18 protein-coding genes and 1 tRNA gene are annotated in these 22857 nt (G+C 55.9%); 10 read left to right on the top strand and 9 right to left on the bottom strand.

Features of this window, described 5'->3' with window-relative positions:
- Positions 1-33: 33 nt before the first annotated feature.
- The gene (locus NF78_RS03130) at positions 34-2733 is read left to right on the top strand and encodes a bifunctional acetate--CoA ligase family protein/GNAT family N-acetyltransferase (protein WP_035988563.1); all 2700 of its coding nucleotides are present in this window, start codon (positions 34-36) and stop codon (positions 2731-2733) included.
- 177 nt (positions 2734-2910) lie between these two features.
- On the opposite strand, the gene NF78_RS03125 is transcribed toward NF78_RS03130, so the two are convergent.
- Together NF78_RS03125 and NF78_RS03120 are read right to left on the bottom strand one after the other, a co-directional pair.
- Positions 2911-3132 carry a hypothetical protein gene (locus NF78_RS03125; protein WP_035984839.1) on the bottom strand — a complete coding sequence of 74 codons (222 nt, stop codon included), beginning with the start codon at positions 3130-3132 and terminating at the stop codon, positions 2911-2913.
- Positions 3133-3424: 292 nt separating this feature from the next.
- Positions 3425-3730, bottom strand: coding sequence for a hypothetical protein (locus tag NF78_RS03120; protein WP_035984837.1), 306 nt, complete (start codon positions 3728-3730; stop codon positions 3425-3427).
- A 486-nt stretch (positions 3731-4216) separates the two neighbouring features.
- Here NF78_RS03120 and fusA point away from each other — a divergent pair, with 486 nt between their 5' ends.
- Positions 4217-6310, top strand: a complete 2094-nt coding sequence (fusA, locus tag NF78_RS03115) for an elongation factor G (protein ID WP_035984836.1) — start codon at positions 4217-4219, stop codon at positions 6308-6310.
- 557 nt (positions 6311-6867) lie between these two features.
- Here fusA and NF78_RS03110 read toward each other — a convergent pair.
- Together NF78_RS03110 and NF78_RS03105 are read right to left on the bottom strand one after the other, a co-directional pair.
- A complete protein-coding gene (locus NF78_RS03110; RefSeq protein ID WP_035984835.1) occupies positions 6868-7869 on the bottom strand; it encodes a protochlorophyllide reductase in 1002 nt (333 codons plus the stop codon).
- Between the two features lie 196 nt (positions 7870-8065).
- Positions 8066-9529, bottom strand: a complete 1464-nt coding sequence (locus NF78_RS03105) for a phosphoglucomutase/phosphomannomutase family protein (protein ID WP_052049702.1) — start codon at positions 9527-9529, stop codon at positions 8066-8068.
- Positions 9530-9822: 293 nt separating this feature from the next.
- Between NF78_RS03105 and NF78_RS03100 the strand changes: the two genes are divergently transcribed.
- Both NF78_RS03100 and NF78_RS03095 read left to right on the top strand, forming a co-directional pair.
- Positions 9823-9896, top strand: a tRNA-Pro gene (locus NF78_RS03100).
- Between the two features lie 141 nt (positions 9897-10037).
- Positions 10038-11192, top strand: coding sequence for a tyrosine-type recombinase/integrase (locus NF78_RS03095; RefSeq protein WP_035984834.1), 1155 nt, complete (start codon positions 10038-10040; stop codon positions 11190-11192).
- Positions 11193-11202: 10 nt separating this feature from the next.
- Here the strand turns inward: NF78_RS03095 and NF78_RS03090 are convergent, their stop codons facing one another.
- The gene (locus tag NF78_RS03090) at positions 11203-11838 is read right to left on the bottom strand and encodes an XRE family transcriptional regulator (protein WP_035984833.1); all 636 of its coding nucleotides are present in this window, start codon (positions 11836-11838) and stop codon (positions 11203-11205) included.
- Positions 11839-11939: 101 nt separating this feature from the next.
- Between NF78_RS03090 and NF78_RS33355 the strand changes: the two genes are divergently transcribed.
- The 3 genes from NF78_RS33355 (at position 11940) to NF78_RS03080 (ending at position 15137) form a co-directional block, all read left to right on the top strand.
- Positions 11940-12263, top strand: coding sequence for a helix-turn-helix domain-containing protein (locus NF78_RS33355; RefSeq protein WP_072015953.1), 324 nt, complete (start codon positions 11940-11942; stop codon positions 12261-12263).
- Complete coding sequence (locus tag NF78_RS03085; RefSeq protein ID WP_035984832.1) at positions 12145-12414, top strand: helix-turn-helix transcriptional regulator; 270 nt, start codon at positions 12145-12147, stop codon at positions 12412-12414. The genes NF78_RS33355 and NF78_RS03085 overlap by 119 nt, the downstream gene beginning before the upstream one ends.
- Before the next feature lie 329 nt (positions 12415-12743).
- Positions 12744-15137: a DUF3987 domain-containing protein gene (locus NF78_RS03080; RefSeq protein ID WP_225885212.1), complete on the top strand. Its 2394-nt coding sequence runs from the start codon at positions 12744-12746 to the stop codon at positions 15135-15137.
- 162 nt (positions 15138-15299) lie between these two features.
- Here NF78_RS03080 and NF78_RS03075 read toward each other — a convergent pair whose 3' ends face one another.
- Genes NF78_RS03075 through NF78_RS03065 form a run of 3 tightly spaced genes read right to left on the bottom strand, consistent with a single transcriptional unit; the run spans position 15300 to position 16373 of the window.
- On the bottom strand, positions 15300-15608 hold the full coding sequence (locus tag NF78_RS03075; protein ID WP_035984831.1) for a type II toxin-antitoxin system RelE/ParE family toxin: 309 nt from the start codon (positions 15606-15608) through the stop codon (positions 15300-15302).
- Positions 15608-15874 carry a type II toxin-antitoxin system ParD family antitoxin gene (locus NF78_RS03070; protein WP_035984830.1) on the bottom strand — a complete coding sequence of 89 codons (267 nt, stop codon included), beginning with the start codon at positions 15872-15874 and terminating at the stop codon, positions 15608-15610. Before NF78_RS03070 ends, NF78_RS03075 begins: the two co-directional genes overlap by 1 nt.
- A gap of 16 nt (positions 15875-15890) precedes the next feature.
- Positions 15891-16373: a hypothetical protein gene (locus tag NF78_RS03065; RefSeq protein WP_035984829.1), complete on the bottom strand. Its 483-nt coding sequence runs from the start codon at positions 16371-16373 to the stop codon at positions 15891-15893.
- Between the two features lie 183 nt (positions 16374-16556).
- On the opposite strand from NF78_RS03065, the gene NF78_RS03060 reads away from it, so the two are divergent.
- Entirely contained in the window at positions 16557-18338 is a 1782-nt protein-coding gene (locus NF78_RS03060; protein ID WP_035984828.1) for an ATP-binding protein, read from the top strand.
- A gap of 57 nt (positions 18339-18395) precedes the next feature.
- Positions 18396-19733, top strand: a complete 1338-nt coding sequence (locus NF78_RS03055) for an IS1634 family transposase (protein WP_072015952.1) — start codon at positions 18396-18398, stop codon at positions 19731-19733.
- Between the two features lie 36 nt (positions 19734-19769).
- Here the strand turns inward: NF78_RS03055 and NF78_RS03050 are convergent, their stop codons facing one another.
- Positions 19770-20132: a hypothetical protein gene (locus NF78_RS03050; protein WP_035984827.1), complete on the bottom strand. Its 363-nt coding sequence runs from the start codon at positions 20130-20132 to the stop codon at positions 19770-19772.
- 250 nt (positions 20133-20382) lie between these two features.
- On the opposite strand from NF78_RS03050, the gene NF78_RS03045 reads away from it, so the two are divergent.
- Positions 20383-22851 (top strand): hypothetical protein, encoded by a 2469-nt coding sequence (locus tag NF78_RS03045; protein ID WP_156119625.1) that lies wholly within the window; start codon positions 20383-20385, stop codon positions 22849-22851.
- The last annotated feature ends 6 nt before the right edge of the window (positions 22852-22857 follow it).

Genomic DNA, 22857 nt, shown 5'->3' with positions numbered 1-22857 from the left:
GCCAACCATACCTGCCCCTCTGAGGACTTAACCATGCTGACCTACCCCGATCCGGTGATGGATGTTTGGAAAACCGGAAGTCATCCCCTCGATCCGATCTTTTCGCCCCGCTCTGTCGCCGTCGTGGGAGCCACGGAGCGCCCCGGCAGTGTCGGTCGCACGGTGTTGTGGAACCTGATCAGCCATCCCTTTGGCGGCACCGTCTATCCCATCAACCCCAAGCGGCACAATGTGCTGGGCATTCAGGCATACGATCGCCTCTCCGCCCTGCCCGAAGCCCCCGATCTGGCCATCATCGCCATCCCCGCCCCTGGCGTGCCCGCCGTAGTGCAGGAGTGCGTCGATGTCGGAGTGAAGGGGGCGATCATTCTTTCGGCAGGTTTCAAGGAAATTGGGGTCGAGGGCATTGAGCTAGAGCGGCAGATTCAGGCGATCGCCGACGGCCACCTGCGGTTGATTGGCCCCAACTGCCTGGGCATTCAAAACCCCCTCACCGGGCTCAACGCCACCTTTGCCAGCCAGATGGCCCGCCGGGGCAACGTGGGCTTCATCAGTCAGAGCGGGGCCCTGTGTACCTCCATCCTCGACTGGAGCCTGCGGGAGAATGTGGGCTTTAGCGCCTTTATTTCCCTGGGCTCGATGCTGGATGTGGGCTGGGGCGACCTGATCGACTACCTGGGCGACGACCCCCACACCCACAGCATCGTGATTTACATGGAGTCGATCGGCGATGCCCGGGCGTTCCTCTCAGCGGCGCGGGAGGTAGCCCTAAGCAAGCCAATCATCGTAATTAAGGCCGGTCGCACCGAGGCGGCGGCCCAGGCGGCGGCCTCCCACACCGGGTCGCTCACCGGCAGCGACGCGGTGCTGGATGCCGCCTTTCGCCGCTGCGGCGTGCTGCGGGTGGATCACATCGAAGACCTGTTCGACGCCGCCGAGGTGCTGGCCAAGCAGCCCCGCCCCCGGGGGCCGCGCCTGAGCATTATCACCAATGCGGGCGGGCCGGGGGTGCTGGCCACCGACGCCCTGATCCGGGCTGGCGGCAGCCTGGCGGAGGTGTCTGCCGACAGCCTGGAGGCCCTGAACGGGGCTCTGCCCACCCACTGGAGCCACGGCAACCCCATCGACATTCTGGGGGATGCCGAACCCGATCGCTTTGCCCAGGCCCTTGGCACCACCCTGGCCGATCCCGGCTCCGATGGCTGTCTGCTGGTGCTCACCCCCCAGGCCATGACCGACCCCACCGCTACCGCCCAGGCGGTGGTGGACACCTGGCGGGCCAGAGGCAATGCCCAACCCTTGTTGGCCAGCTGGATGGGCGGGGCCGAGGTGGACGAAGGGGAGACCATCCTCAACCAGGCGGGCATTCCCACCTACCGCTACCCCGACCAGGGGGCGCGGCTGTTTGGCCTGCTTTGGCGGCACAGCTACGCCCTCAAGGCCCTCTACGAAACCCCCGCCCTCACCCTCAACCACGGGGTGGACCGGGCGGCGGTGGCCAATCTTTTGCAAACCGCCCAGGTCCGGGGTGAGAACCTGCTCACCGAGGCCGACTCTAAGGCGCTGCTGGCGGCCTACGGTATTCCGGTGGTGGAAACCCGAATTGCCAGCACCGTGGAGGAGGCGATCGCCGCCGCCGATGCCATCGGCTACCCCGTGGTGCTCAAGCTCTACTCTCGCACCCTCACCCACAAGACCGACGTGGGCGGGGTACAGCTCAACCTGGACAGCGACCACGCCGTGCGCCGCGCCTTTGACCGCATCGCCACCAGCGTGGCTGAAAAGGCCGGGGCCGAGCACTTCCAGGGCGTCACCGTGCAGCCGATGATCCGGGTCGATGGCTACGAACTCATCCTGGGCAGCAGCCAGGACCCGCAGTTTGGCCCGGTGCTGCTGTTTGGCACTGGCGGCCAACTGGTGGAGGTGTTTCAGGATAGCGCGATCGCCCTGCCGCCCCTGACCAGCACCCTAGCCCGCCGCCTGATGGAGCAGACCCGGATTTACCACGCCCTCCAGGGGGTGCGCGGGCGGGCGGCGGTGGACCTCGACGCCCTGGAACAGATCCTGGTGCGCTTTAGCCAGCTGGTGGCGGAGCAGCCTGATATCGCTTCCATCGACATCAACCCGCTGCTGGCCTCCCCCAATGGCCTGCTTGCCCTGGATGCCCGGGTGATCCTGCGCGACCCCGCCACCCCGTCACCCCGCCTTGCCATCCGCCCCTACCCCACCCAGTACACCTGGCCCTGGCGGGACGGCATCACCATCCGCCCTATCCGCCCCGAGGACGAGCCGCTGATCATCGCCTTCCACCGGGGGGTGTCGGAGCACAGCGCCTACCTGCGCTACTTCCACGCCATGAAGGAGAGCGCCCGCATCTCCCACGATCGCCTGGCCCGCATCTGTTTCAACGACTACGATCGCGAGATTGCCCTGGTGGCGGAAGTCAGCGATCCTGACCCCACCATTCTGGGGGTGTGCCGCCTGACCAAAAAGCACGGCTTGCCCGAGGCGGAGTTTGCCATGCTGGTGGCCGACGCCCACCAGGGTCAGGGGTTTGGCACCGAGCTGCTGAACCGCCTGATCGAAGTGGCCCGCACCGAAGGGCTAAAGCGCCTCAGCGGCGAAGTTTTGGCCGAAAACAACGGCATGCGACACCTCTGTAGACGACTGGGCTTTGAGCTCAGGCCCACGACAGAACCCGGCATTGTCTCGGCCAGCCTGGACCTGGACTGACTCGTTGGGGTGTGAGCTTTTGAATTTCGCAACTTCACAGTCTATGAGTAGACTGGCCAGCCAAAGTGGTCGGTCAGCAGGGCTCACGGTTTACGGTTCACGGCGGCCCTTGTACCGTGTACCCTGCACCGTAAACCGTAAACAACCGTCTTCCATCATAGTCAGATTGCCTGAGCCCTAGTGCAACTCCTCGTCGCTGCGCTCCCGCAAGGCCTCTTGGCTGTGCTCACTATGCTGGCGCTGGTGGGCCATCGCCTGCCGGGCTTTTTCATCCACGGTCGGGGCCGAAGGCTGGTGCAGCTCTTCTTCACTGCGCTCGCGCAGGGTGTCCTGGCTGTGGTCACTGTGCTGGCGCTGTTGGGCCAGGCGTTCGCGAGCCTGGTTGTCCTGGTTAGTCATAGCGACTACTCCCGGCTGGTTTTCGACAAAATGCTGAATTTTAAACAGCAGCAGAGACGGTCCCCGCTGCCTTCATTATCCGAGGCAAATCCAGAATAGTGTTGCCATCGATACGATTTTTAGTCTTCTTCCTCAAAAAGTTGGTCTCACAGGTCTCAGGAGACGGTGGGGAAGGTTTTGTGGGGATTAGCCCTCGCGGCTGTCCGGTAGGTAGGGGAGCAAGCCTGACGGGCAGACAGGTCCCTGGCTGGACCAGCGGTTTGAGCATTCTCGATCAAATAGACAGCCCAGCCTAGGGTACAGAGGCCGTAGCCACAGGGGTTTCGCTGCCCACCGACCGAATCACCAGCGTATTAAACAGACTGATATCGGTGCCCTCCGGTACCGACAGGTCGAAGGCACCGCTGATCTGTGGCAGCGGCCCCAAAGCAATGGAGCGCTTGGCCATATTTCCGTTAATGGTCAAAAATGCTTCCAGCCGGTCGCCCTCAGCGGCGGTGACAAAATCTCTGAGCGATAGCGTAATGCTGCTGCCCACAATCGCCGCCCCCACGTAGCCACTAGCGGTAGAGCCCTCGGTGCCGACGACGCTGCCCATGCTTCTGAATCTCCCGGTAAGGTGTAGGAATGGGTGGTTTGCAAAGCCACGGCCACCATTGTAAAAAGAATTGGCGCTTTGACCACTGCACCAGCCTGCCCACAGCGAGGGTATGACCGGCTTAGCGAGGACAGGCTTCGCCTACGGGACAGGCCCAGACCGGTGGGTCTTAGCCCTGCGCGATCGCTGTGAGCGAATGATGGGTTTTCCTCACCCATTCATGCCCCGATGGCGGCTATCCTTGGAAAAGAACCTAGTAATGACTCTCCCCCCTTTCACGGATGTGTCAGGGGGTTTTACAATAGTTCATATTAGGTGTTGTTGCCGCGGCCTCAGCTCAGACTCCCCGTCATGGTCTCGTGCCAGTCATGGTGTCGTGATAGAGTTTTCTGTTGTCAAGGCTACCAACGACAACCCAGACCCCGTCTGAGTAACCCATGAAGATGGTCACCAGCGGCCCATCGCCCAGAACCCGGAGAAGCAGTTATGGCTAAAGACATCACCCGTTATCGCAATATTGGCATCTTCGCCCACGTAGACGCGGGCAAGACTACCACCACCGAGCGCATCCTGGCCCTCACCGGCCGTATCCACAAGATTGGTGAGGTGCACGACGGTGCCGCCACCACCGACTTTATGGAGCAGGAGCAAGAACGGGGGATCACGATTCAGTCGGCGGCCACCTCCTGCTTCTGGAAAGAGCACCAGCTCAACATCATCGACACCCCCGGCCACGTCGATTTCACCATTGAGGTGTACCGCTCTCTCAAGGTGCTTGACGGCGGCATCGGTGTCTTCTGCGGTTCCGGTGGTGTGGAGCCCCAGTCCGAGACCAACTGGCGCTACGCCAACGACTCCAAGGTGTCTCGCGTCATCTACGTCAACAAGCTCGACCGCATCGGGGCCGACTTCTTCCGCGTGGTGAAGCAGGTGGAAACCGTGCTGGCGGCCAAGCCCCTGGTGATGGTGCTGCCCATCGGCACCGAGAACGACTTCGTCGGCGTCGTGGACCTGCTCACCCGCAAGGCCTGGGTGTGGGACGACTCCGGCAAGCCCGAGAACTACGAGATCAAGGATGTCCCTGCGGACATGGTGGATCAGGTGGAAGAGTACCGCGAAGCCCTGATTGAGCTGGCTGTTGAGCAAGACGAAGAGGCCCTGGAGAAGTACCTGGAGGGCGAAGAACTCACCATCGACGAGATCAAGGCCTGCATCCGCAAGGGCACCCGCGAACTGGCCTTCTTCCCCACCTACTGCGGTTCCTCCTTCAAAAACAAAGGGGTGCAGCTGGTGTTGGATGCGGTGGTGGACTACCTGCCCAGCCCCACCGAAGTGCCGCCCCAGCCGGAGATCGACCTGGAGGGCAACCCCACCGGCAGCTTTGCCTACGTGGATCCCGAGAAGCCCCTGCGGGCCCTGGCGTTCAAGATCATGGACGATCGCTTTGGTGCCCTGACCTTCACCCGCGTCTACTCGGGTCAGCTGAAGAAAGGCGACACTATCCTCGACACCGCCACCGGCAAGACCGAGCGGATCAGCCGGATTGTGGAGATGCACGCCAACGATCGCGAAGAGGTGGAGTCGGCCCAGGCCGGCGACATTGTGGCGCTGATCGGCATGAAAAACGTGCAGACCGGCCACACCCTCTGCGACCCCAAAGAACCCGCAACCCTGGAGCCCATGGTCTTCCCCGACCCGGTGATCTCCATTGCGGTGTCGCCCAAGAAAAAGGGCGACAACGAGAAAATGGGGATGGCGATCAGCAAGATGGTAGCCGAAGACCCCTCCTTCCAGGTTGAAACCGACGAGGAGAGCGGCGAAGTCATCCTCAAGGGCATGGGCGAACTCCACCTCGATATCAAAGTCGACATTCTCAAGCGCACCCACGGCGTGGAAGTGGAAGTGGGCAAGCCCCAAGTGGCCTACCGCGAATCGATCACCAAGGTGCTGCAAGACGGTTACACCCACAAGAAGCAGTCCGGTGGTTCCGGTCAGTACGCCAAGATCGACTACGTGATCGAGCCGGGCGAAACCGGCACTGGCTTCCAGTTTGAGTCGAAGGTGACCGGCGGCAATGTGCCCCGGGAATTCTGGCCCGCTGTGCAGAAGGGCTTTGAGACCAGTATCGACAAGGGGCCGCTGGCGGGCTACCCCGTGGTCGACCTCAAGGTCACCCTCACCGACGGTGGCTTCCACGCGGTGGACTCCTCGGCGATCGCCTTTGAAATCGCCGCCAAGGCCGCCTACCGCCAGTCGCTGCCCAAGGCTGGCCCCCAGCTGCTGGAGCCGATCATGAAGGTGGACGTGTTCACCCCCGACGACTACATGGGCGACGTGATCGGCGACCTCAACCGCCGCCGCGGCATGATCAAGTCCCAGGATCCCGGTGCCACGGGCGTTCGCGTCAAGGCCGACGTGCCCCTGAGCGAAATGTTCGGCTACATCGGCGATCTGCGCACCATGACCTCCGGTCGCGGCCAGTTCTCCATGGAGTTCTCCCACTACGCCCCCTGCCCTAGCAACGTGGCCGAGGAAGTGATCAAGGAAGCCAAGGAGCGCCAGGCTGCCGCTGCCAAGTAGGCCGCCCAATCCACCGTAGGGGTGCAGCTTGCTGCACCCCTACTACCTTGTTGGATAGTAGAACGCCCCGGCCAGAGTCTGGCTGGGGCGTTTTGTGTGGGGTGTAGAGAGAAACCGGGTTTCTACCGCAACCTCAGTTGGAGATACTCCGGTCCCCTCCCTCGGAGGGGTGCCCGGAGGGCGGAGTGGGTCAAACCCATGGCAAAATCCGAGCCTCTTGATGCGGTCAGTTGCCTCTCTGGCATAGACGCCCCCCCCCTGCCCCTCCCAGGAGAGGAACACCCCTGCCCCTCCCGGGAGGCTACTAAGTACACACATCTCGTCAACCGCTCCAGTTAGTGGATTTGGCCCCCCTAACCCCCGAAATCGGGGGGAATCGAACTTCAAAGTCCCCCAGAATTGGGGGATTTAAGGGGGCCAAAGCGTGGGAAATGAGGTCAAACAGAACTTGTGTGTATGTAGTAGCCCAGGAGGGGAGCACCCCTACCCCTGCTAAGAGGGGACGGTTGACCTGCTTCGCCAAGAACTTCCCTGATTCCGAACTGAGGCTACCGCCGCTAAACCGAACCAGCGGTGGCGGGGACGCTGCGGGCGGTCTCGTCGTCGAGGCCCACCAGCTTGGCGCTGAGATCCCACAGCTTGCGGGCCTTAGCATCGTCCTGGGCCTCGTTAGAAACCTCCTGGGCAAAGGAGCGGCGACCGGGCTTCTGGCGGTTGCCCCAGCTCCAGTACATGCCCGATTCCTTCAGCTCTGGATCGGTGACGGTATCGGCCACGCGCTCGCCCGCTAGCTGCTGGGTGACATAGCCGCCGGTAACGTTCTTTTGGAACCAGGGGAAAATGGTCTGGAACGCCTTGAAGTGGTTGCGGAACAGGGGGGTATCGGCCACGCAGCCGGGGTACAGCGAGCTAAAGGTGATGCCGGTTTCGTCGTGGTAGCGGCGGTGTAGCTCGCGCATGGTGAGCACGTTGCAGAGCTTGCTGTCTTTGTAAGCCTTGCCCGACTTGAACTTCTTATTGTTGATCATCGAGATCGGGGCTTTGAACCCGGCCTCAAACCCTTCCAGGTTGCCCAGATCTGGGGGTGCGGGAATGGGGATCTTGCCGCCCAGCTCTTTGGGGTTGGCGGTGACGGTGCCGAGGATAATCAGGCGCTTGTCGCTGGCCGGGGAGGCCTTGAGGTCATCCAGCAGCAGGTTGCACAGCAGGAAGTGGCCCAGGTGGTTGGTGGCCACGCTAATTTCGTAGCCGTCTTCGCTGTACATGGGCTCTTTGAGCAGGGGGTAGTAGACGGCGGCATTGCACACCAGGGCATCCAGGCTGCGCCCCGTGGCCCGAAAGTCGCTGACGAACTGGCGCACGCTGGCCAGGGAAGCCAGGTCGAGACGAATGATGCTGTAGCGATCGGGCATCCCAATGTCCTGGGCGGCCTGCTTGGTCTTATCTACGTTGCGGCAGGCCATGATGACGTGCCAACCGCGATCGGCCAGCGCCTTGGCGGCGTTTAGCCCCACCCCAGACGAGGCCCCGGTAACGATGACTGTTTTCTGCTGTTCCATGACAATCCAAAGACTGAAAAATCGCTTGTAATTTTCCAGTGTTAAGGATTACGCGGGCAGTGATGCAGAGTCTTAATGTTTTTTGAGGTGCTGTTACATGGGGTTTAAGGTGTCAGGTGTTAGGTGTCGGGTGTTAGGTGTCGGGCAAAACCCAGTACGCCATACCCGGCACCCAGTAACCGACACCCGATGCCCCTTATCCAAACGAACTCGCCCAGTCCTTGGCCCAGTGCAGATGCTTATGCACCTCCTCCAGGGTCTTAGCTTCGCTGTAGAGTCGCAGTACGGGTTCGGTGCCGCTAAAGCGAATCAGGAGCCAGCTGTCGTCAGCGAGGGTGAGCTTGTAGCCGTCGATGTCGAGGATGTGGGTCACGGCCTTGCCCGCGACCTCGTGGGGTGGGGTGGTGGCGAGGGTGTCCAGTAGCTTGGCCTGGACCTCCATGCTGGCCAGGGGCAGGTCGATGCGATCGTACTCGGAGAAGTAGCCGGTTTTCTCCTGCAGGCTGCGGTAGTAGGCGCTGAGGTCGAGGCCCGAGGCCACAACAGCCTCCAGGACGTAGAGAGCCGACATCAGGGCGTCGCGCTCGGGGATGTGGTGGCCGTAGCCGATGCCACCGGACTCTTCGCCACCCAGGAGCACCTGGGACTCCTGCATGCGATCGGCAATGTACTTGTAGCCCACGGCGGTCTGGTATAGGTCCAGGCCATTGAGCTGGGCCACCGCCGGAATCAGGTTGGAACCGCTGATGGTTTTGACAATTTCGCCGCTGTAGCCCCGCCGCGACTTGAGGTGGTCAATCAGGATAGGAATGAGGATTTGGGAGCTGAGGAAGCTGCCCTGGCCATCGACGGCGGCGATGCGATCGCTGTCCCCGTCAAATACCAGGCCCACCTTCACGCTGTCTTTGGCGGGGTACTCCTTAACGGTCTCCAGCATTTCCCCCAGATACTTGGGCAGTGGCTCGGGCGGGTTGCCGCCAAACAGCGGGTCCGCGCTGCTGTGCAGTTCGTGAACGCTGGCCTCGCCCAGCAGCCGGGACAGCCCCCCCGACGCAGAACCATACATGACATCGGCAAAGACCGTCAGCTTGCCGCTAGAGATCGCCTTTTGAATGGCCGCCACATCAACCTCGGCCTGGAGGGCGGCGCAGTAGTCGGGCCAGGGATCGAAGGTCTCCAGGCTGCCGCGAGGGCCCAGGGGCGCAGGGGGATTGGGCAGCAGGGCCTCGACCTGCTGCGTCACCTCGGGGGAGACAGACCCCCCAAACGCGCCTTTGATCTTGAGCCCGGAGTAGGCAGGAGGGTTGTGGCTGGCGGTGATCACAATGGCCCCCAGCAGATTTTGGTGCTTGGCGGCGTAGCTAAAGGCCGGGGTGGGGGCGTAGTCCTGGGAGAGCAGCACGTCGAAGCCCTGGGCCGCGATCGCCTCGGCGGCGGTACGGGCAAACTCGGCCGCTAAAAAGCGGCGATCGTAGCCGACAGCAACCGTGCGACTCCCGGTTTCGGCCCCAAAGCACTGATGGAGTACGTGGGCTGATATTGCCGCCACCTGAGCTACCCGCTCAAAGGTGAAGTCAGCGGCAATGATGCCGCGCCAGCCATCGGTACCAAATTTGATTGGCTTTGGGGTTGCAGAAATTGGGCCAGAGGGTGCTGCCATAGCAGAATCCAAACGATAGGGCAGTTTCTTTTTGAGTTTACCCGCTTACTTTGGCGGCGGCACGATTGCAGCTACCTTGCCATTGACAAATCACACAGTCGCCAGACTTTGCCCAAAAATCTTGAAATGTTGGCCAGTTGTCCTGATTTGCCCTCAGCCTTTCTGCAAAGGCAATATATCCCGCTGGCCAAGAGTTTCAATCGCAGTGGTTGCGGTGAGGCTTACCTCTGCTTCTCGCCGGGGCAATTTTTGCCAGCAGGGGGTAGGGTCGTGCTAACCTAGTTGAGTAAAAACGGGATGTAGCGCAGCTTGGTAGCGCACTTCGTTCGGGACGAAGGGGCCGTGGGTTCGAATCCCGCCATCCCGATTCTTCTAAAACCTACTGCGGAAGCGCCTTGTAGCCGACGCATCAACCTTTTGATGACCCTAACATATTGTCAATAGGGGAGTGAGGTTGGCTACTTTTGGACGCTTTTGGACGTCTGAGTGGTAGGAAATTGGTAGGAAGATGACTACTATGCAACCCCCCGTAGCGGCACGCCCGACGCTGAGCCGCGACCTAGATAGGAGCCTTGTCAAGGTAGAAAGCGATAAAGGCAGGCTGAGATTACGCTTTACCTATGGAGGCACACGCCATTACATAGCCGTTGGCTTGCCTGATTCCCGAGTTAATCGCATCGTGGCCCAGCAGAAGGCGACTCAGATCGAACTGGATATTGCCTCCGGCAACTTTGATGAGACCCTAAAGAAGTACAAGCCACCCAAAGCTGCCGCTAAAAAGCGCGAGGCAACCACCGTGACTGGGCTATTTGAGAAATTCACAGCGGTTCAGACCAAAGCCAAAGACTTGCAGGTGGGCAGTCTGTGCCGATATGGAGCTACGCAGCGACATTTAGACGCATTTTTCTCAACTAAGCCAGCAGACACTGTGGATGAGGCCAGTGCCGCCGCTTTTGCCGAGTACTTGCGAAAGCGAGTGGTTGAACGAACGGCCAAAGACTACCTAACCCTAGTTAAGTCCTGTTGGAACTGGGCTGAACAGACACTCGGACAAAACCCCTGGGCATCCGTTCTAGAGAGGGTGAAACCAGCCCCTAAGCAGAAGGTTAAGCCATTTACATTGGCTGAGGTTCAAGCTATCTTGGCGGCGTTTAGAACGGATCGCTACTACCAGCACTACGCCGACTTCGTGACGTTCCTATTCGGTACAGGCTGTCGTTTTGGGGAAGCTGTAGCCCTAAAATGGAAGCATATAGCCGATGACTACTCAACGGTATGGATTGGTGAATCTGTTTCTAGAGGCGTCCGTAAGACCACCAAAACGGGGAAGGATCGAACGATAACCCTTACCCCCACGGTGGCAGAGATGCTATCTGCTAGAAAACCTACTAACGTGGATCCTGAAGCATCAGTTTTTCCATCGCCGAAGGGAAAGCTCCTCAACGACCATACCTTCCGTCGCCGAGCCTGGACAAAAATCTTGACCCGGCTCGAAATTACCTACCGGAAGCCTTACTCTACCCGCCATACTGCCATCAGCCATGCTCTGGCGAATGGCGCAAATCCTCTAGCGGTAGCAGAGCAAACAGGTCACGATCCTCAAATTTTGTTCAAACACTATGCCTCCGTCATTCAGAAGTCTGCTGTGATGGTGGAATTTTAAAGCGCTAGCTTTATAGCTTGTGTCCGGCCCAAACTACCCTGCCCATGATGCTTAGGCCATTCGACTTGCTAGACAGGTCTAAGGAAAAAGCTTCGTAGGCAGGGTTATCACTTAGCACCCGGAAGTTATTTTCGGGGATGTACTGCAAGCGCTTAATTAAAATTCGCTCATTTAGCTTAAACAGGAAAAGGCCATGGTCGATGGCTGCTAACTCCCTAACGCTGGTATCTACTAGTACTAGGTCTCCGAGAGCCAGGGTAGGCTCCATGCTTTCATCTTGAACTTGGGTGAGGAGTAAATGGTCATAAGACTTTGGGAACTCAGACTTTAGCCAGTCCGTCTGGAAAGCTAGCGAATCCTTATAGATATACTCTTTGGATTCTCCTTCTCTCAAGCTGCTGCAACTAGGCTGACCGCCAGCAAGCCATTCTACGCTGACGTTTGCCGTGCGTGCTATGGCAAGCAGTGCGGGTCGGGTAGGTTCGCTTTGGCCGTTGAGGTATTGACGCAAAACTGTGTCAGAGAATCCACAACTTCGTGCAAATCCTCGAATGCTATTCTCTCCTACAGCTTGCTTTAATCGCTGTGGGAAACTGTTTGAGTCGGCTAATGCTGCCTGCCCCTCATCAGAAGGCGTGTTATTCATCGTAAGTCCAGGGATTACTATTGCAAATCATAACGCTTGACATGCGCGTTATTAATTGTTAGCTTCATCGATATACAAATTGATGGAGCTTTGTTGATCTTATGCACGTAGAGGACATTAAGGCAGCTCTTCGTAAGCAAGGTTGGACGTTGGCCGGTATTGCTAAGGAACTCGGTGTGGGGCCTTCTGCCATCTCCCATGCCCTGACGAGGCAGCGGTCTCGCAGGGTTGAAAAAGTGATCGCGGCCAAGCTCGGCCTGTCTCCTCGGGAGATCTGGCCTCAACGTTACAAAGGAGGGGCAACCCATGAATCAGTTTGTCAGCAAGCAGGAAGCGTTACAGTACCTCAATCTCAGCAGCACTACCTTAAAAAAATACAGATTGCAGGGCCTGTTAATCGAGGGCATTCATTGGGTTCGCATTAATAGCCGCTGTACCCGCTACAACTTGGAGCTCATCAAAGATTGGCTCCAAAACCGCCATGACCCAGTGGCCCATCAGCGAGCTATCGAAGTCTATCAGGCCAGTTTGTTGAGTAACCAGCGAAAAGTTCCTCAGCGGTCTAATCGTCGATAACCTTAGGGGCATCAAGCCACCTTAGTATCTCGATAGTCCATCAAGTGTGTGATGAAGAGCTAGGCTTAGCATCTCATTCTTGAGGCTTATGAAAAAACACCCTAACTACAACGCAGTAAGGGTGTCGGACTTTCTTTGTTTATTTTCTGAGCCAGGCTAATCAATATCCTGATGCAGTTTTGCCGAACCGCCCAGGTCATTAACCTGCTGATAGAAGTGGTGTCTTCAACTATAGCAAAGACATCGAAAATGTCCACCCTGGGCACAGCTAACGGTTAAAAACAGCCGGTTGATTGTGGTGGCCTGGCTCCTAAACTCAGGAGCTAACCATGGCACAGTACATTTACTCGGGGCGATCGCACCCCTGTCCAATCTGTGGACGCACCAAAGACCAAGACTGCCGCTGGAATGAGGAAGTGGTGTTCTGCCATACCCATGTAGACCAGGATGGGGCGGTAGACGGCTACGTCTACCGGGGCGCAACAGCCGATGGCATGTGGGGGCAATACTTTGCAGCCACCGCCTCCCCTGAGAAGCCCGTTCGACCCCAGCAGCGGCAGGATTATTTCTATCCCAGCCGAACCGGACAGCCTCTGGTAAAGGTGACGCGGGTAGATCGGGGCAACGGCGCGAAGTTTTTTGTGCAGTACCACTGGAACGGGCAGCAGTGGATCAAGGGGTTAACCCCTGAGATTAGAGCCCAGGTGCCGATTTACCGCTACCGGGATGTCCAGAATGCGATCGCTATGGGTCAACCCATCTGGATGGTGGAGGGAGAAGGCTGCGCGGATGCCTTGTGGGGAATTGGCATTCCCGCGACCACTACTTTGGGGGGCTCGAAGAAGTACCGCAGCTATGGCGATTACGCTGAGGATTTGCAAGCGGCCCAGTTGGTGCTGTGCCCAGATCGCGACCAGGTTGGAGTTGCCCATATGGGAGAAGTTGCCCAGGACTTTCCCTCGGCCCAGTGGTGCTACCCCTACCCTGACAGTCTGCGCTGGCAAAACCTGCCGAAGCATGGCGGGCTGGATGTGGTGGATTGGATTCACGATGGGGCCACAGCTGAGCAGATCAGAGCGGCGGTGCAAGACCGGCGGCAGATGGTCAGCGCTACCCAAGGCCCCGAGCGATTGTCGGTGCAGGCCTTGCAAGACCAGATTCGCACCTACCTTGGCACTAGCCCCACCGAACTGGCCCTCGCTGCGCAGGTAGTGCAATGGCACCAGGAGACGGGGCTATCGGCCAGGGATATTGGTAACCTGGTCACTCTGGTGCAGGCGGAGCTGGAGCAAACCGAGGAACGGGATGATCGCCGGGCTGAGATTCACCAGCTGCTGAAAATTGGCGACTACCAGCTGTGTCTGGGGGAGTATCTTCACGCTGATCTGGCGGAACCCTTGGAGCAGATCGCTGACTGGATTGGGGCGACGCCAGCGGCGATGCTGGTGACGCTGCTGCCGGTGGCGGCGTCATTGCTGCGGGTGGGTACAGAGCTGGAAATTGATACTGGGATGGGGTTCTCAGTGCCGCCGATAGTGTTCACGGGACTGGTGGCCCCCTCAGGCAGCAAGAAGAGCCCAATTCAGCGGCAGATTTTGGGGCCGCTCTCACTGCTCCAGGCGGAGGCGGATCAGGAGTATGAGTATGCCGCTTCGGAGTATGAGGTTGATCTGCGCGATTGGGAGCAGACCCGAGCTGAGGAGAGGGGCATTCGCCCCAGGAAGCCGATGCCACGGGAGTATCACACCTCGGATGCGACACGGGAGGCGATCGCCCGCATCCAAGCCCAACAGCCGGAGCGGGGCATTTTGGTAACGCCGGATGAGCTGGCGGGCTTGTTCAAGGGGCAGAACCAGTACCGCAATGGCCGAGGTAATGATAAGGAGTCACTGCTGACGGCCTTTGATGGCTCGGGGCTGAAGGTGGATCGGGCCAGTGGTTTGCGCATTAGCCTGCCGCGCACCAGCCTGAGCCTGACAGGAACGATTCAGCCCGATATTCTGCGGGAGATGATGGGAGATTGCTCAGATGCCAGTGGCCAGTGGGCCAGATTTTTGTGGTGTCTACTACCGCTGAAGCCTGCACCGTTTCCCCGGCGGACGGTGCGCTATGACGTATCAGAGCGGCTCTATGGCCTCTACCAGCAGTTGGATGGGTTGACGGCTCAGTGCTACCGGCTCAGCCCTGAGTCCAAGGTGCTATTTGCGGATTGGTATGACCAGTTGGATCAGCTGCGGGTGATGGAGACCCACCCAGGCTTGCAGGCGGTCTATTCCAAGATGCAGGGCTACACGGGGCGGCTGGCACTGATTTTGCACTGCCTGAATGCGGTAGTGGAGGGGCGTTTGCCGACCCATGCGGTGGATGCGGGCCAGATGCAGGCGGCGATTAAGCTGGGGCGTTGGTTTATTGGCCAAGTGAAGCTGCTCTATGCGGACGGGAATACGGTGGATGGGGCGCTGGAGCCGGTCTATACGAAGCTGATACAGCTCTCGCGGGTGCGGGGCTGGCTGCGGGCGAAGGATGTGCGGAATTATGAGCGCAGTTTACGGAAGGCGGGGGTGGAGGTGATTCGTGCTCATTTTTTAGAGCTGGAGGCGATGGGGTATGGGGAAACCCAGGGGATGGGGAATCGGCTGCGGTGGCGGGCAACGGTAGACGCGGTAGACAGATTTGAGGGAACGGTAGACGGGGTGTCTACCGCTGAAAGTATTGATGGATAACGGTTATAGCGAAACGGTAGACAAGTAGACAGGGTTTGCCAATGGAGAATTGCTAGGAAAGTGTCTACCGTCTACCGAAATGGCTGAAGGGCTTATAGGCAAAAGCTTTTGCCCGGTAGACAGAGCGTCTACCGGGCGTCTACCGTGTCTACCGAAAATCGATTACTCTTCGTCGTCTGTGAACAAGCTCGTCAGGTCGCGGTAGCCACTGATGACTCGCAAGATGTCTACTCTAGCTTCTGTTGTGGTGTAGAGAATGAGGTAGCTCTCCATTGAGAGGCTGCGCAGCTCTGGGAGGATTTTGTCGCGTGGCCGACCCAGATTAGGGAATTGGGTGACTCTGGCGAATTTGGCATCGAGCTTTGAGAGGAAGCGCTCGGCCTGCTGGAGCCCACTCTGACCGGCTATGTAGTCTGCAATAGCCTTGATGTCTTGAATGGCAGGCTGGGTTAGGTAAAATTGGAGGGCCATTATTCAGCGGAGGCGTGGCGAGACCGCAGGTTTTCTCGAATTTGGGCCATAGCGGTGGGGCCTTCAACGAGTTCGCCGCGCTGGGCTGCTTCCCAGCCGACCTGGGCATCTTTCTGGAGTTCGGGGAGTCGCCCCTGATAGATGTCGTCTTGCTGGTCGAGTAGGTGGATGCCTGCTGTGATGACATCTAAGGCAGATTGGTATTTACCAGCAGCAATCTGGCGCTGGATAAGTTGCTCTAGTTCAGGCGGCAGGACAATTTGCATCGGGACGACACCAGTCTCAACTTTTTTGAGTTATGTCTCCCATTTTAAGGTCTCCCTCAACGCCTAGGTTACGACCAACCACCTGCTCTGCGGATCCATGGCTGCTTACTTGTTCAATATTGCCGATTTCTGCACTGCCCTTGATTCGCACCGTATCCAACACAACTTGAATAGACGGGGATTGAGCCTGGATTTGCTGAATCAGCTCTTGCAACTGAGCCGCAAACCCCTGATCTTCCTCCATCTGGCTGACCAGTTCGCCCTCCAGCACCTGGATATTCTGCTCCGTGGGCTTTTCCTCAGCTCGTTTCAGCAGACCAGATGTGCCCGCCGATTGGAGTTTGTTCTGTACCGTTTTGCGAACCAACTGAACGGTCTCGCCACTTTTTTCAATGGCCGCCTCACCAATCTTCTCACCAATCTTTTCGCTAGCCTTCTCCAGCACCTTGGGCAAAACGATGGTAGTCACGACACCAGCCAACACAGAAAAGGGTTCCATAGACTTCTCCTTATGGGTGAGCTTCAGGTACAGCCTCTACGATCGTCCGTTCAGAGGGGCGCTATCTTTTATTCTATGAGCGGACTGAGTCATCACCTCACTGACCTTTGTCGGGCCAAGTATAATTCGCCACAAAGGTTCGGCTACCCTCCTTCTTTTCCGTGCTTCTATTGAACGCAAGCCATGAGCAATCGCCCAGAACCCCAAAATCCACAACAGCATGTCTTCGAAAATGTCAAAGTCGAGGGTAACCTCACGACGGGCGATATTCATCAAACTATTAATGTTCAAGAAGTCCCGTCTCACAAGCCCGAAATCACCCTTCAGTGGATGCGGCAGAATTTTGAGGAAGTGAAGGCAAATGCTGGAGCACGTTACACACCAGAGATTCATGTTGATCTACCCGAGGCATGGGTTTTTGAGGGACTGGGTAGAACCGATACCTTCTTTGATCGCATTCAGAGCCTATACGGTCAGTTATATCGCAGCAGCAATAAAGCAAAATCTAATAACACCTTACATCAAAGATTTCCAGCTATCGCTCAAAGCCTCGAAGCGTTGCAGCAGCCAATTGCTGCCCTGATTACTGCCTTGCAGCAGATTGAAAGGGATAGTCTCTTAGAGATCGATTTCCAACACATTGCCGAACTTGCTGCACATGCACAGACTGAAGAACACAACTTCTACACCACAACCCGGGATGCAGAATCTTCCTCAAAAACTGATACTTCACAAGCAGTTCAGCAGACTGAACCAGCTTCCCGGCCTGACAAAGAAATCATTGGAGGTGTACGCCACAATGTTTCTCAGCTTTTAGATGCCGTACGAGAAATCGCTGAGCTTGTCATTAGCGCAAGTGCTGAAACGGCTAACAAAAAAGCACTTTTAGTATTGGGGGAAGCGGGTACAGGCAAGACGCATCTCTTCTGTGATGTGGCCAAACGCCGTCTGGAGCAGGAACTCCCCACCATCATCTTGCTAGGCCAGCATTTTAACCAGAGCGAACCTTGGACTCAGATTTTGCAGCGATTGCAGCTGCCCTTTCGCGATCGTGATGAGTTTCTCACCGCTTTAGAAACAGCCGCTCAAGTCCGTGGAAAACGAGCCCTGATCTTGATTGATGCACTCAACGAAGGAGACGGTAAACATCTCTGGCGCAATGAACTGCCAGGAATACTCAGGGTCTTAGAAAACTATCCACGGATTGGACTAGCGGTTAGCTGCCGAACCTCGTATGAGCGAATTGTTATCCCTCAAGGTCTGATTCCTGAATCAATGACGCAGATCAATCATCGAGGATTTGCTGACCATGAATACATCGCTACAAAAACCTTCTTCAACCACTATGGGATTGAACGCCCCAAAATTCCTCTATTAGTACCGGAGTTTTCCAATCCTCTATTCCTGAAAATCTTCTGTCAGGGGTTAGCAAAACGAAAACTCACTCATATTCCTAAAGGACTCAAAGGCGTTACAGCAATTTTCAACTTCTTCATTGATGCGGTTCATGACACCCTATGGTGTCGGCTTGACTATGACCCCTCAGCAAACTTGGCTCAGCAAGCTGTCAATCTAATTGCTCGACGTATGGCAGAAACAGGTCAGCCCTGGGTTGAGCGAGCAGATGCCAGTACCATTGTGAATAGTCTTCTTCCTGGAAGGAGCTATCAACAGTCCCTTTTTTCCAATCTTTTGAGTGAGGGCTTACTGAGCGAAGATTTAGTTTACCTGTCTGCCAAATCCGAGGGTAGCGATATTCAGAAGACTGATATTGTCAAGTTTCCCTATGAACGGTTCAGCGACCATTTGATTGTCCGATATCTGCTCGATACTCATTTGGATACAAGCAATTCTGCGATTTCTTTCACCCCAACACAGCCACTGGGTAATTTAGTAACTGATGTATCCCAGGCGTGGAGAAATAGTGGCTGGATTGAAGCATTGAGCCGACATTCCGCAGGTTGACAAAAAGAATATTTGGCGGGGCTGAGGTAAGCTCAGGGCAAGCCATGGGATCGCGTCTTGGAGATAGAGAATCTAGATCACTTAGGATTAGTGGCCGCCTTAGTCGATGAGATCGGGCTGGTCGAGCTAACCGACGAGCTTCTACCGCCCCATCCGTTGAACCACATCAGCCCAGGGCAAGTGGTGAAAGCGATGATACTCAATGGATTGGGGTTTGTCAGCGCGCCGCTGTACCTGTTTAGCGAGTTTTTTGAGGGCAAACCGGTCGAGCACCTGCTGGGCGCCGGTATTACAGCAGCGCACCTGAACGATGACCGTCTGGGCCGCGTGCTAGATCAGCTGTTTGAGTACGGGACGACGCTATTTTTCCTCAACGTGGCGATGCAGGCGGCACGCCGCTTTGGGGTGAATGTCTCCCAGTGCCATCTAGACTCGACCTCCTTTGCTCTCGATGGGGAGTATCCCACCGTAGCTAGGGCTGAAGGCGCATCAGAGGCTGAAGCCCCTCAAGCGATTGAGATCTGTCGGGGCTATTCGCGAGACCACCGGCCCGAGTTGAAACAGTTTTTGGTCAACTTGATCTGTAGTGCCGACGGCGGTGTACCGGTGTGGTTCAAGGTCGGCAGTGGCAATGAGACCGATAGCCAAACCTTTGCAGGGCTGATGCGAGCCTTTGCCGAGCAGTGGCAGACGCCCGCTTTGATGGTGGCCGATGCGGCGTTCTACAGTGAACCCAACCTCCAGCAGGTGGGGAGTTTGCCCTGGTTGAGCCGAGTGCCACAAACCCTCAAAGCGGCTCAAACCCTGGTGGATAGCGCCCCCGATTCGCTGAGCGAGAGGCCCTGTGACCTCGACGGCTATCGGCTGTGGGAACAACGGCAGCGCTACGCTGGGGTGGAACAGCGCTGGATTCTGGTGGAAAGCCCGCACCGACGCGAGTCAGAGGATTGGCTCAAACCCCTCGAAAAGCAGGAAAAGGGGCTGCAACGGTCGTTGCGCCAACTCTGTAGCCAGGTGTTTGCCTGTAAGCCCGATGCCAGGGATGCACTCCTGCGCTTTCAAGACTCCCTCACCGGCTACACCCTGACTCAGGTGGCGCTGGTCTCGGTCGCTGCTAAGCGTCCCCCCGGTCGGCCCAAGCGCTCTCAACCCTCAGACTCACCGACGTTAGGCTATCAATGGCAGGCGACCCTGGAACGCACCGCTGAGTATGAGGCCCAGTGCCAACAGCGCTATCGTCGCTTCATTCTGGCTACCAACGTCCTGGATGACGACACCTACCCCCTGGAGCAGTATGAAGACGCCATTCAGGCGTTTAGACGGGCTTTGGTGGTGCAACCCTACGCGCTGATTAACCAGCGGCTGCTGTTGGAGTGCACGGCACAGCTGAGCTAATCAGCGAAAACAGGGTGGGCAGAGGTTGCCAGTTGCCTATTCAACGGTCAACTCATGGATATTCCACAGGGCACCGCCCAGGGCCGTATACTGCACGTTCTGGACCCGGTTGCGCACGGCGGTAAGCGACAGGTTGTTAATTAAATAGGTAAAGGGCAGGTATTCCTGGGTCAGCTGCTGGGTTTCTTTGTACAGCTCAAAGCGCCGATCTTCGTCAATTTCCTGGGCCGCTTCAATGTAGAGGTCGGCGATACGGCGCTCCCAGTCGGCGGCCTCCCAGCCCTCCAGGGGATCCTGGCCAGGACCAGCGTTCTGGTTAAAGGCGTGAAGCGCCCCATCCAGCAGCCAAACATTGGCCCCACCATTGGGTTCGGTGCCGCCAGTTAGGCCCAACACCATAGCTTCCCACTCCAGGCTGTCGGTGAGGCGATCGACCAGGGCATTGAAGGCCAGGGGCTGAAAGTCTACCTGAATGCCCAGCTGGGACAGGTCGTTTCTAATTTGGGAGCCAATTGACTCACGGATTCGGTTGCCGGCGTTGGTGATCAGGGCCTCTCAGAAGAACGCAACAAAATCGTTCGCCTTATGGGCTTCCCGGCCTGCCGGTACTATCTCCTAAATTAACTCCTGTCAACCTGCGGAATGTCGGTTGAGTGTACAAATTCCAGAGCGAACAGGATTGGAGTTAGTGGAACTGGTGCCTTCCATAAAATCCTGGGATATTGCGCAAAGTGCTTTCCTTCAAAGTCTCATCTGGCGAGATCCGACAAAGATAATTGAAGCAACCAAGGATTACCTTAATGAGGTTTACATCGAAGGGGATTGCGTCGAAGAAGTTTATGACTTAATGCTGACTATCGCGGCTGAGCCAGATCACCCCTTTAATGCCAAGTTTCTACATCAACATTTGCTTAAATTAGATCTGTCAGACCGTGATATGGTTTGGTCTATTTATCTGGCTCAAAACTACGATCAGGAAGGAGCTATTGATCGTCTACTGGAATGGGCGTGGAATGCGGAGAAATCCCATATCTTAGATGATGCAATTGAGCTCTGCGCGATCGCATTGACTTGGTTTCTAAGTACTTCTCACCGCTATGTACGTGATCGTGCAACAAAGGCATTGGTATCAATACTCTACCCAAGACCGCATATTCTACTCAAGTTAATCGAACACTTTGCAAAAGTCAATGATCTCTATGTGACAGAACGACCTTGTGCAGTCTCTTATGGTGTTTCCATGATGAGCGATAGCCCTAAAACTATTGGAGAACTAGCGAGTAAAGTTTATAAATGGATATTCTCTGATGGGAAGCCTCCTGTACATATTTTGCTGCGAGATTATGCACTTGGTGTAATTGAAACAGCCAATTATAGAGGGGCTTTGCCACCAGAGATAGACATTGAGAATGCCCGGCCACCCTATCAAACTGATTGGCTAACTAATATTCCCTCAGAAGACGAACTCAAAGCCAGTGGAAAGTTATTTGCTAGCAGCAGAGATTTTGCTGGCGGAGGACGTACTGCTATAGAATTTTCCGTTATGGGATTTGGAGATTTTACCAGATATGTTATTGGCACTAATTTCAGCTTCTTTCCTTGGTCATCTTGTAGGCTGCATGAACAAGGAAAGTTTCAAATTATATCAGAAAGAAAACGTAAGGCTGAGGAATTCATCAATTCATTGACTGATCGCCAAAGGCAGACATGGCAAAGGTATAAAACTGTCCAGTCTAACGTTGAGCTGTTGAAGCGCTTAGGGAAGGAAGAGCAGATACAAAAGATAGGTCGAGCATTTTCTGAAGATGAATTAAACGAACTCTCTGCTCACGAAAAAGCTAGATTTCTGAAGATGCTGGGGAGAAGTAAGCAAGACATATTCAGGGATTTTGTTATCCCTCATGAAAATGATCCGCAGGGACGCGAATTTGATTTTGATCTATCAACTGCTCAGCGTTGGATTTTTCAACGAGTATTTGAATTAGGCTGGATAGAAGAAAAGTTTGATTGGTTTGATCGTCATATCAATCGAAATGGCTCTGGGCGTCACGCAAATAAAGCCGAAAGAGTTGGCAAGAAATATCAATGGATTGCCTATCATGAGTTTCTTGCATACGTAGCTGATAATTTTGAGTTTGTTGGAGATGATTTGTACGATTCGCAACACAAGTATCGAGGCTCCTGGCAGATATCTATACGCGATATTGATCCTTCATTGCTCTTACGTCGAGTTCCTGATGAATACGACTTTAACAATACGATCACTTGGTGGCAGCCAGTTGAATATGTATTTTCGGAGTCAGACGAGAAAGAAAAAGTGAATTGGATAACTCAAGTAGAAGATTGTCCTAATCCTATCCAATTTCTTGAGATTGAAAATCCAATAGACCATAGCATCTGGCTAACTCTTGAGGGCCATTATAGATGGAGAGAGAAAGAATCTGTTGAAGAAGATCCCTACGTGAGGGTGAAGCGGAATATATGGTTTCAGGTTAGAAGCTATATTGCCCATAAAAATGATTCAGAAGAATTAATGGGCTGGCTTCAAAAACAAAACTTTATGGGGAGACGAATGCCTGAATCAGAACGAATAAATGAGGTTTATATTGGAGAATTTCCTTGGGCATCTGCCTACAAGCAATACAGGAATGAAGAGGAGGAATGGGTAGTAAGAGACGGTCATCTACCCGCTCCAGTAGTAATAACAGGGGCTGGCTACACCTGCGAAAATGGCACGCATGATTGCTCTATTGATGAGACTATCTCAGCGCTTCTTCCATCTTCGTGGCTAATACAAAACATGGGACTTCGCTGGTCTGCGGGCAAGTTTCGCTATGTTGACTCAAATAACGAGCTCACTGCTTTTGATCCTTCAATTGATGAGCCTGGCCCAAGTGTCCTACTGATTTCAAAGGAAAAGTTAACCAGCTTTTTAATAGAAAATGACCTAGTACTTTTTTGGACAATTCTAGCAGAACGCCTTCTTGTACGCAGCTCTGAGTGGACAGGGAGTGTAGAAATGTCAGGGGTCTATTCCTTTCAAAATGGGATCTTAGCGGGTGGGCCACTCAAGGCTTGGCAAAGATTGTCATCTGGTGAAAAACGTTTGTTGGAGTAGGTTTTA

This window comes from Leptolyngbya sp. KIOST-1, from assembly GCF_000763385.1.
Classification (GTDB): Bacteria; Cyanobacteriota; Cyanobacteriia; order Phormidesmidales; family Phormidesmidaceae; genus Nodosilinea.
The sequence above is the reverse complement of the archived record's forward strand: the minus strand, read 5'-3'. Positions and strand labels throughout refer to the sequence as shown.

Excerpts from the sequence above, each read along its gene's own strand:
- NF78_RS03065 (WP_035984829.1), bottom strand. The coding sequence starts at position 16,373 with ATGGAACCCTTTTCTGTGTTGGCTGGTGTCGTGACTACCATCGTTTTG.
- NF78_RS33355 (WP_072015953.1), top strand. The coding sequence starts at position 11,940 with ATGCACGTAGAGGACATTAAGGCAGCTCTTCGTAAGCAAGGTTGGACG.
- NF78_RS03110 (WP_035984835.1), bottom strand. The coding sequence starts at position 7,869 with ATGGAACAGCAGAAAACAGTCATCGTTACCGGGGCCTCGTCTGGGGTG.
- NF78_RS03125 (WP_035984839.1), bottom strand. The coding sequence starts at position 3,132 with ATGACTAACCAGGACAACCAGGCTCGCGAACGCCTGGCCCAACAGCGC.
- NF78_RS03050 (WP_035984827.1), bottom strand. The coding sequence starts at position 20,132 with ATGGTGTTGGGCCTAACTGGCGGCACCGAACCCAATGGTGGGGCCAAT.
- fusA (WP_035984836.1), top strand. The coding sequence starts at position 4,217 with ATGGCTAAAGACATCACCCGTTATCGCAATATTGGCATCTTCGCCCAC.
- NF78_RS03080 (WP_225885212.1), top strand. The coding sequence starts at position 12,744 with ATGGCACAGTACATTTACTCGGGGCGATCGCACCCCTGTCCAATCTGT.
- NF78_RS03120 (WP_035984837.1), bottom strand. The coding sequence starts at position 3,730 with ATGGGCAGCGTCGTCGGCACCGAGGGCTCTACCGCTAGTGGCTACGTG.
- NF78_RS03130 (WP_035988563.1), top strand. The coding sequence starts at position 34 with ATGCTGACCTACCCCGATCCGGTGATGGATGTTTGGAAAACCGGAAGT.
- NF78_RS03060 (WP_035984828.1), top strand. The coding sequence starts at position 16,557 with ATGAGCAATCGCCCAGAACCCCAAAATCCACAACAGCATGTCTTCGAA.
- NF78_RS03095 (WP_035984834.1), top strand. The coding sequence starts at position 10,038 with ATGACTACTATGCAACCCCCCGTAGCGGCACGCCCGACGCTGAGCCGC.
- NF78_RS03075 (WP_035984831.1), bottom strand. The coding sequence starts at position 15,608 with ATGGCCCTCCAATTTTACCTAACCCAGCCTGCCATTCAAGACATCAAG.
- NF78_RS03090 (WP_035984833.1), bottom strand. The coding sequence starts at position 11,838 with ATGAATAACACGCCTTCTGATGAGGGGCAGGCAGCATTAGCCGACTCA.
- NF78_RS03070 (WP_035984830.1), bottom strand. The coding sequence starts at position 15,874 with ATGCAAATTGTCCTGCCGCCTGAACTAGAGCAACTTATCCAGCGCCAG.
- NF78_RS03105 (WP_052049702.1), bottom strand. The coding sequence starts at position 9,529 with ATGGCAGCACCCTCTGGCCCAATTTCTGCAACCCCAAAGCCAATCAAA.
- NF78_RS03085 (WP_035984832.1), top strand. The coding sequence starts at position 12,145 with ATGAATCAGTTTGTCAGCAAGCAGGAAGCGTTACAGTACCTCAATCTC.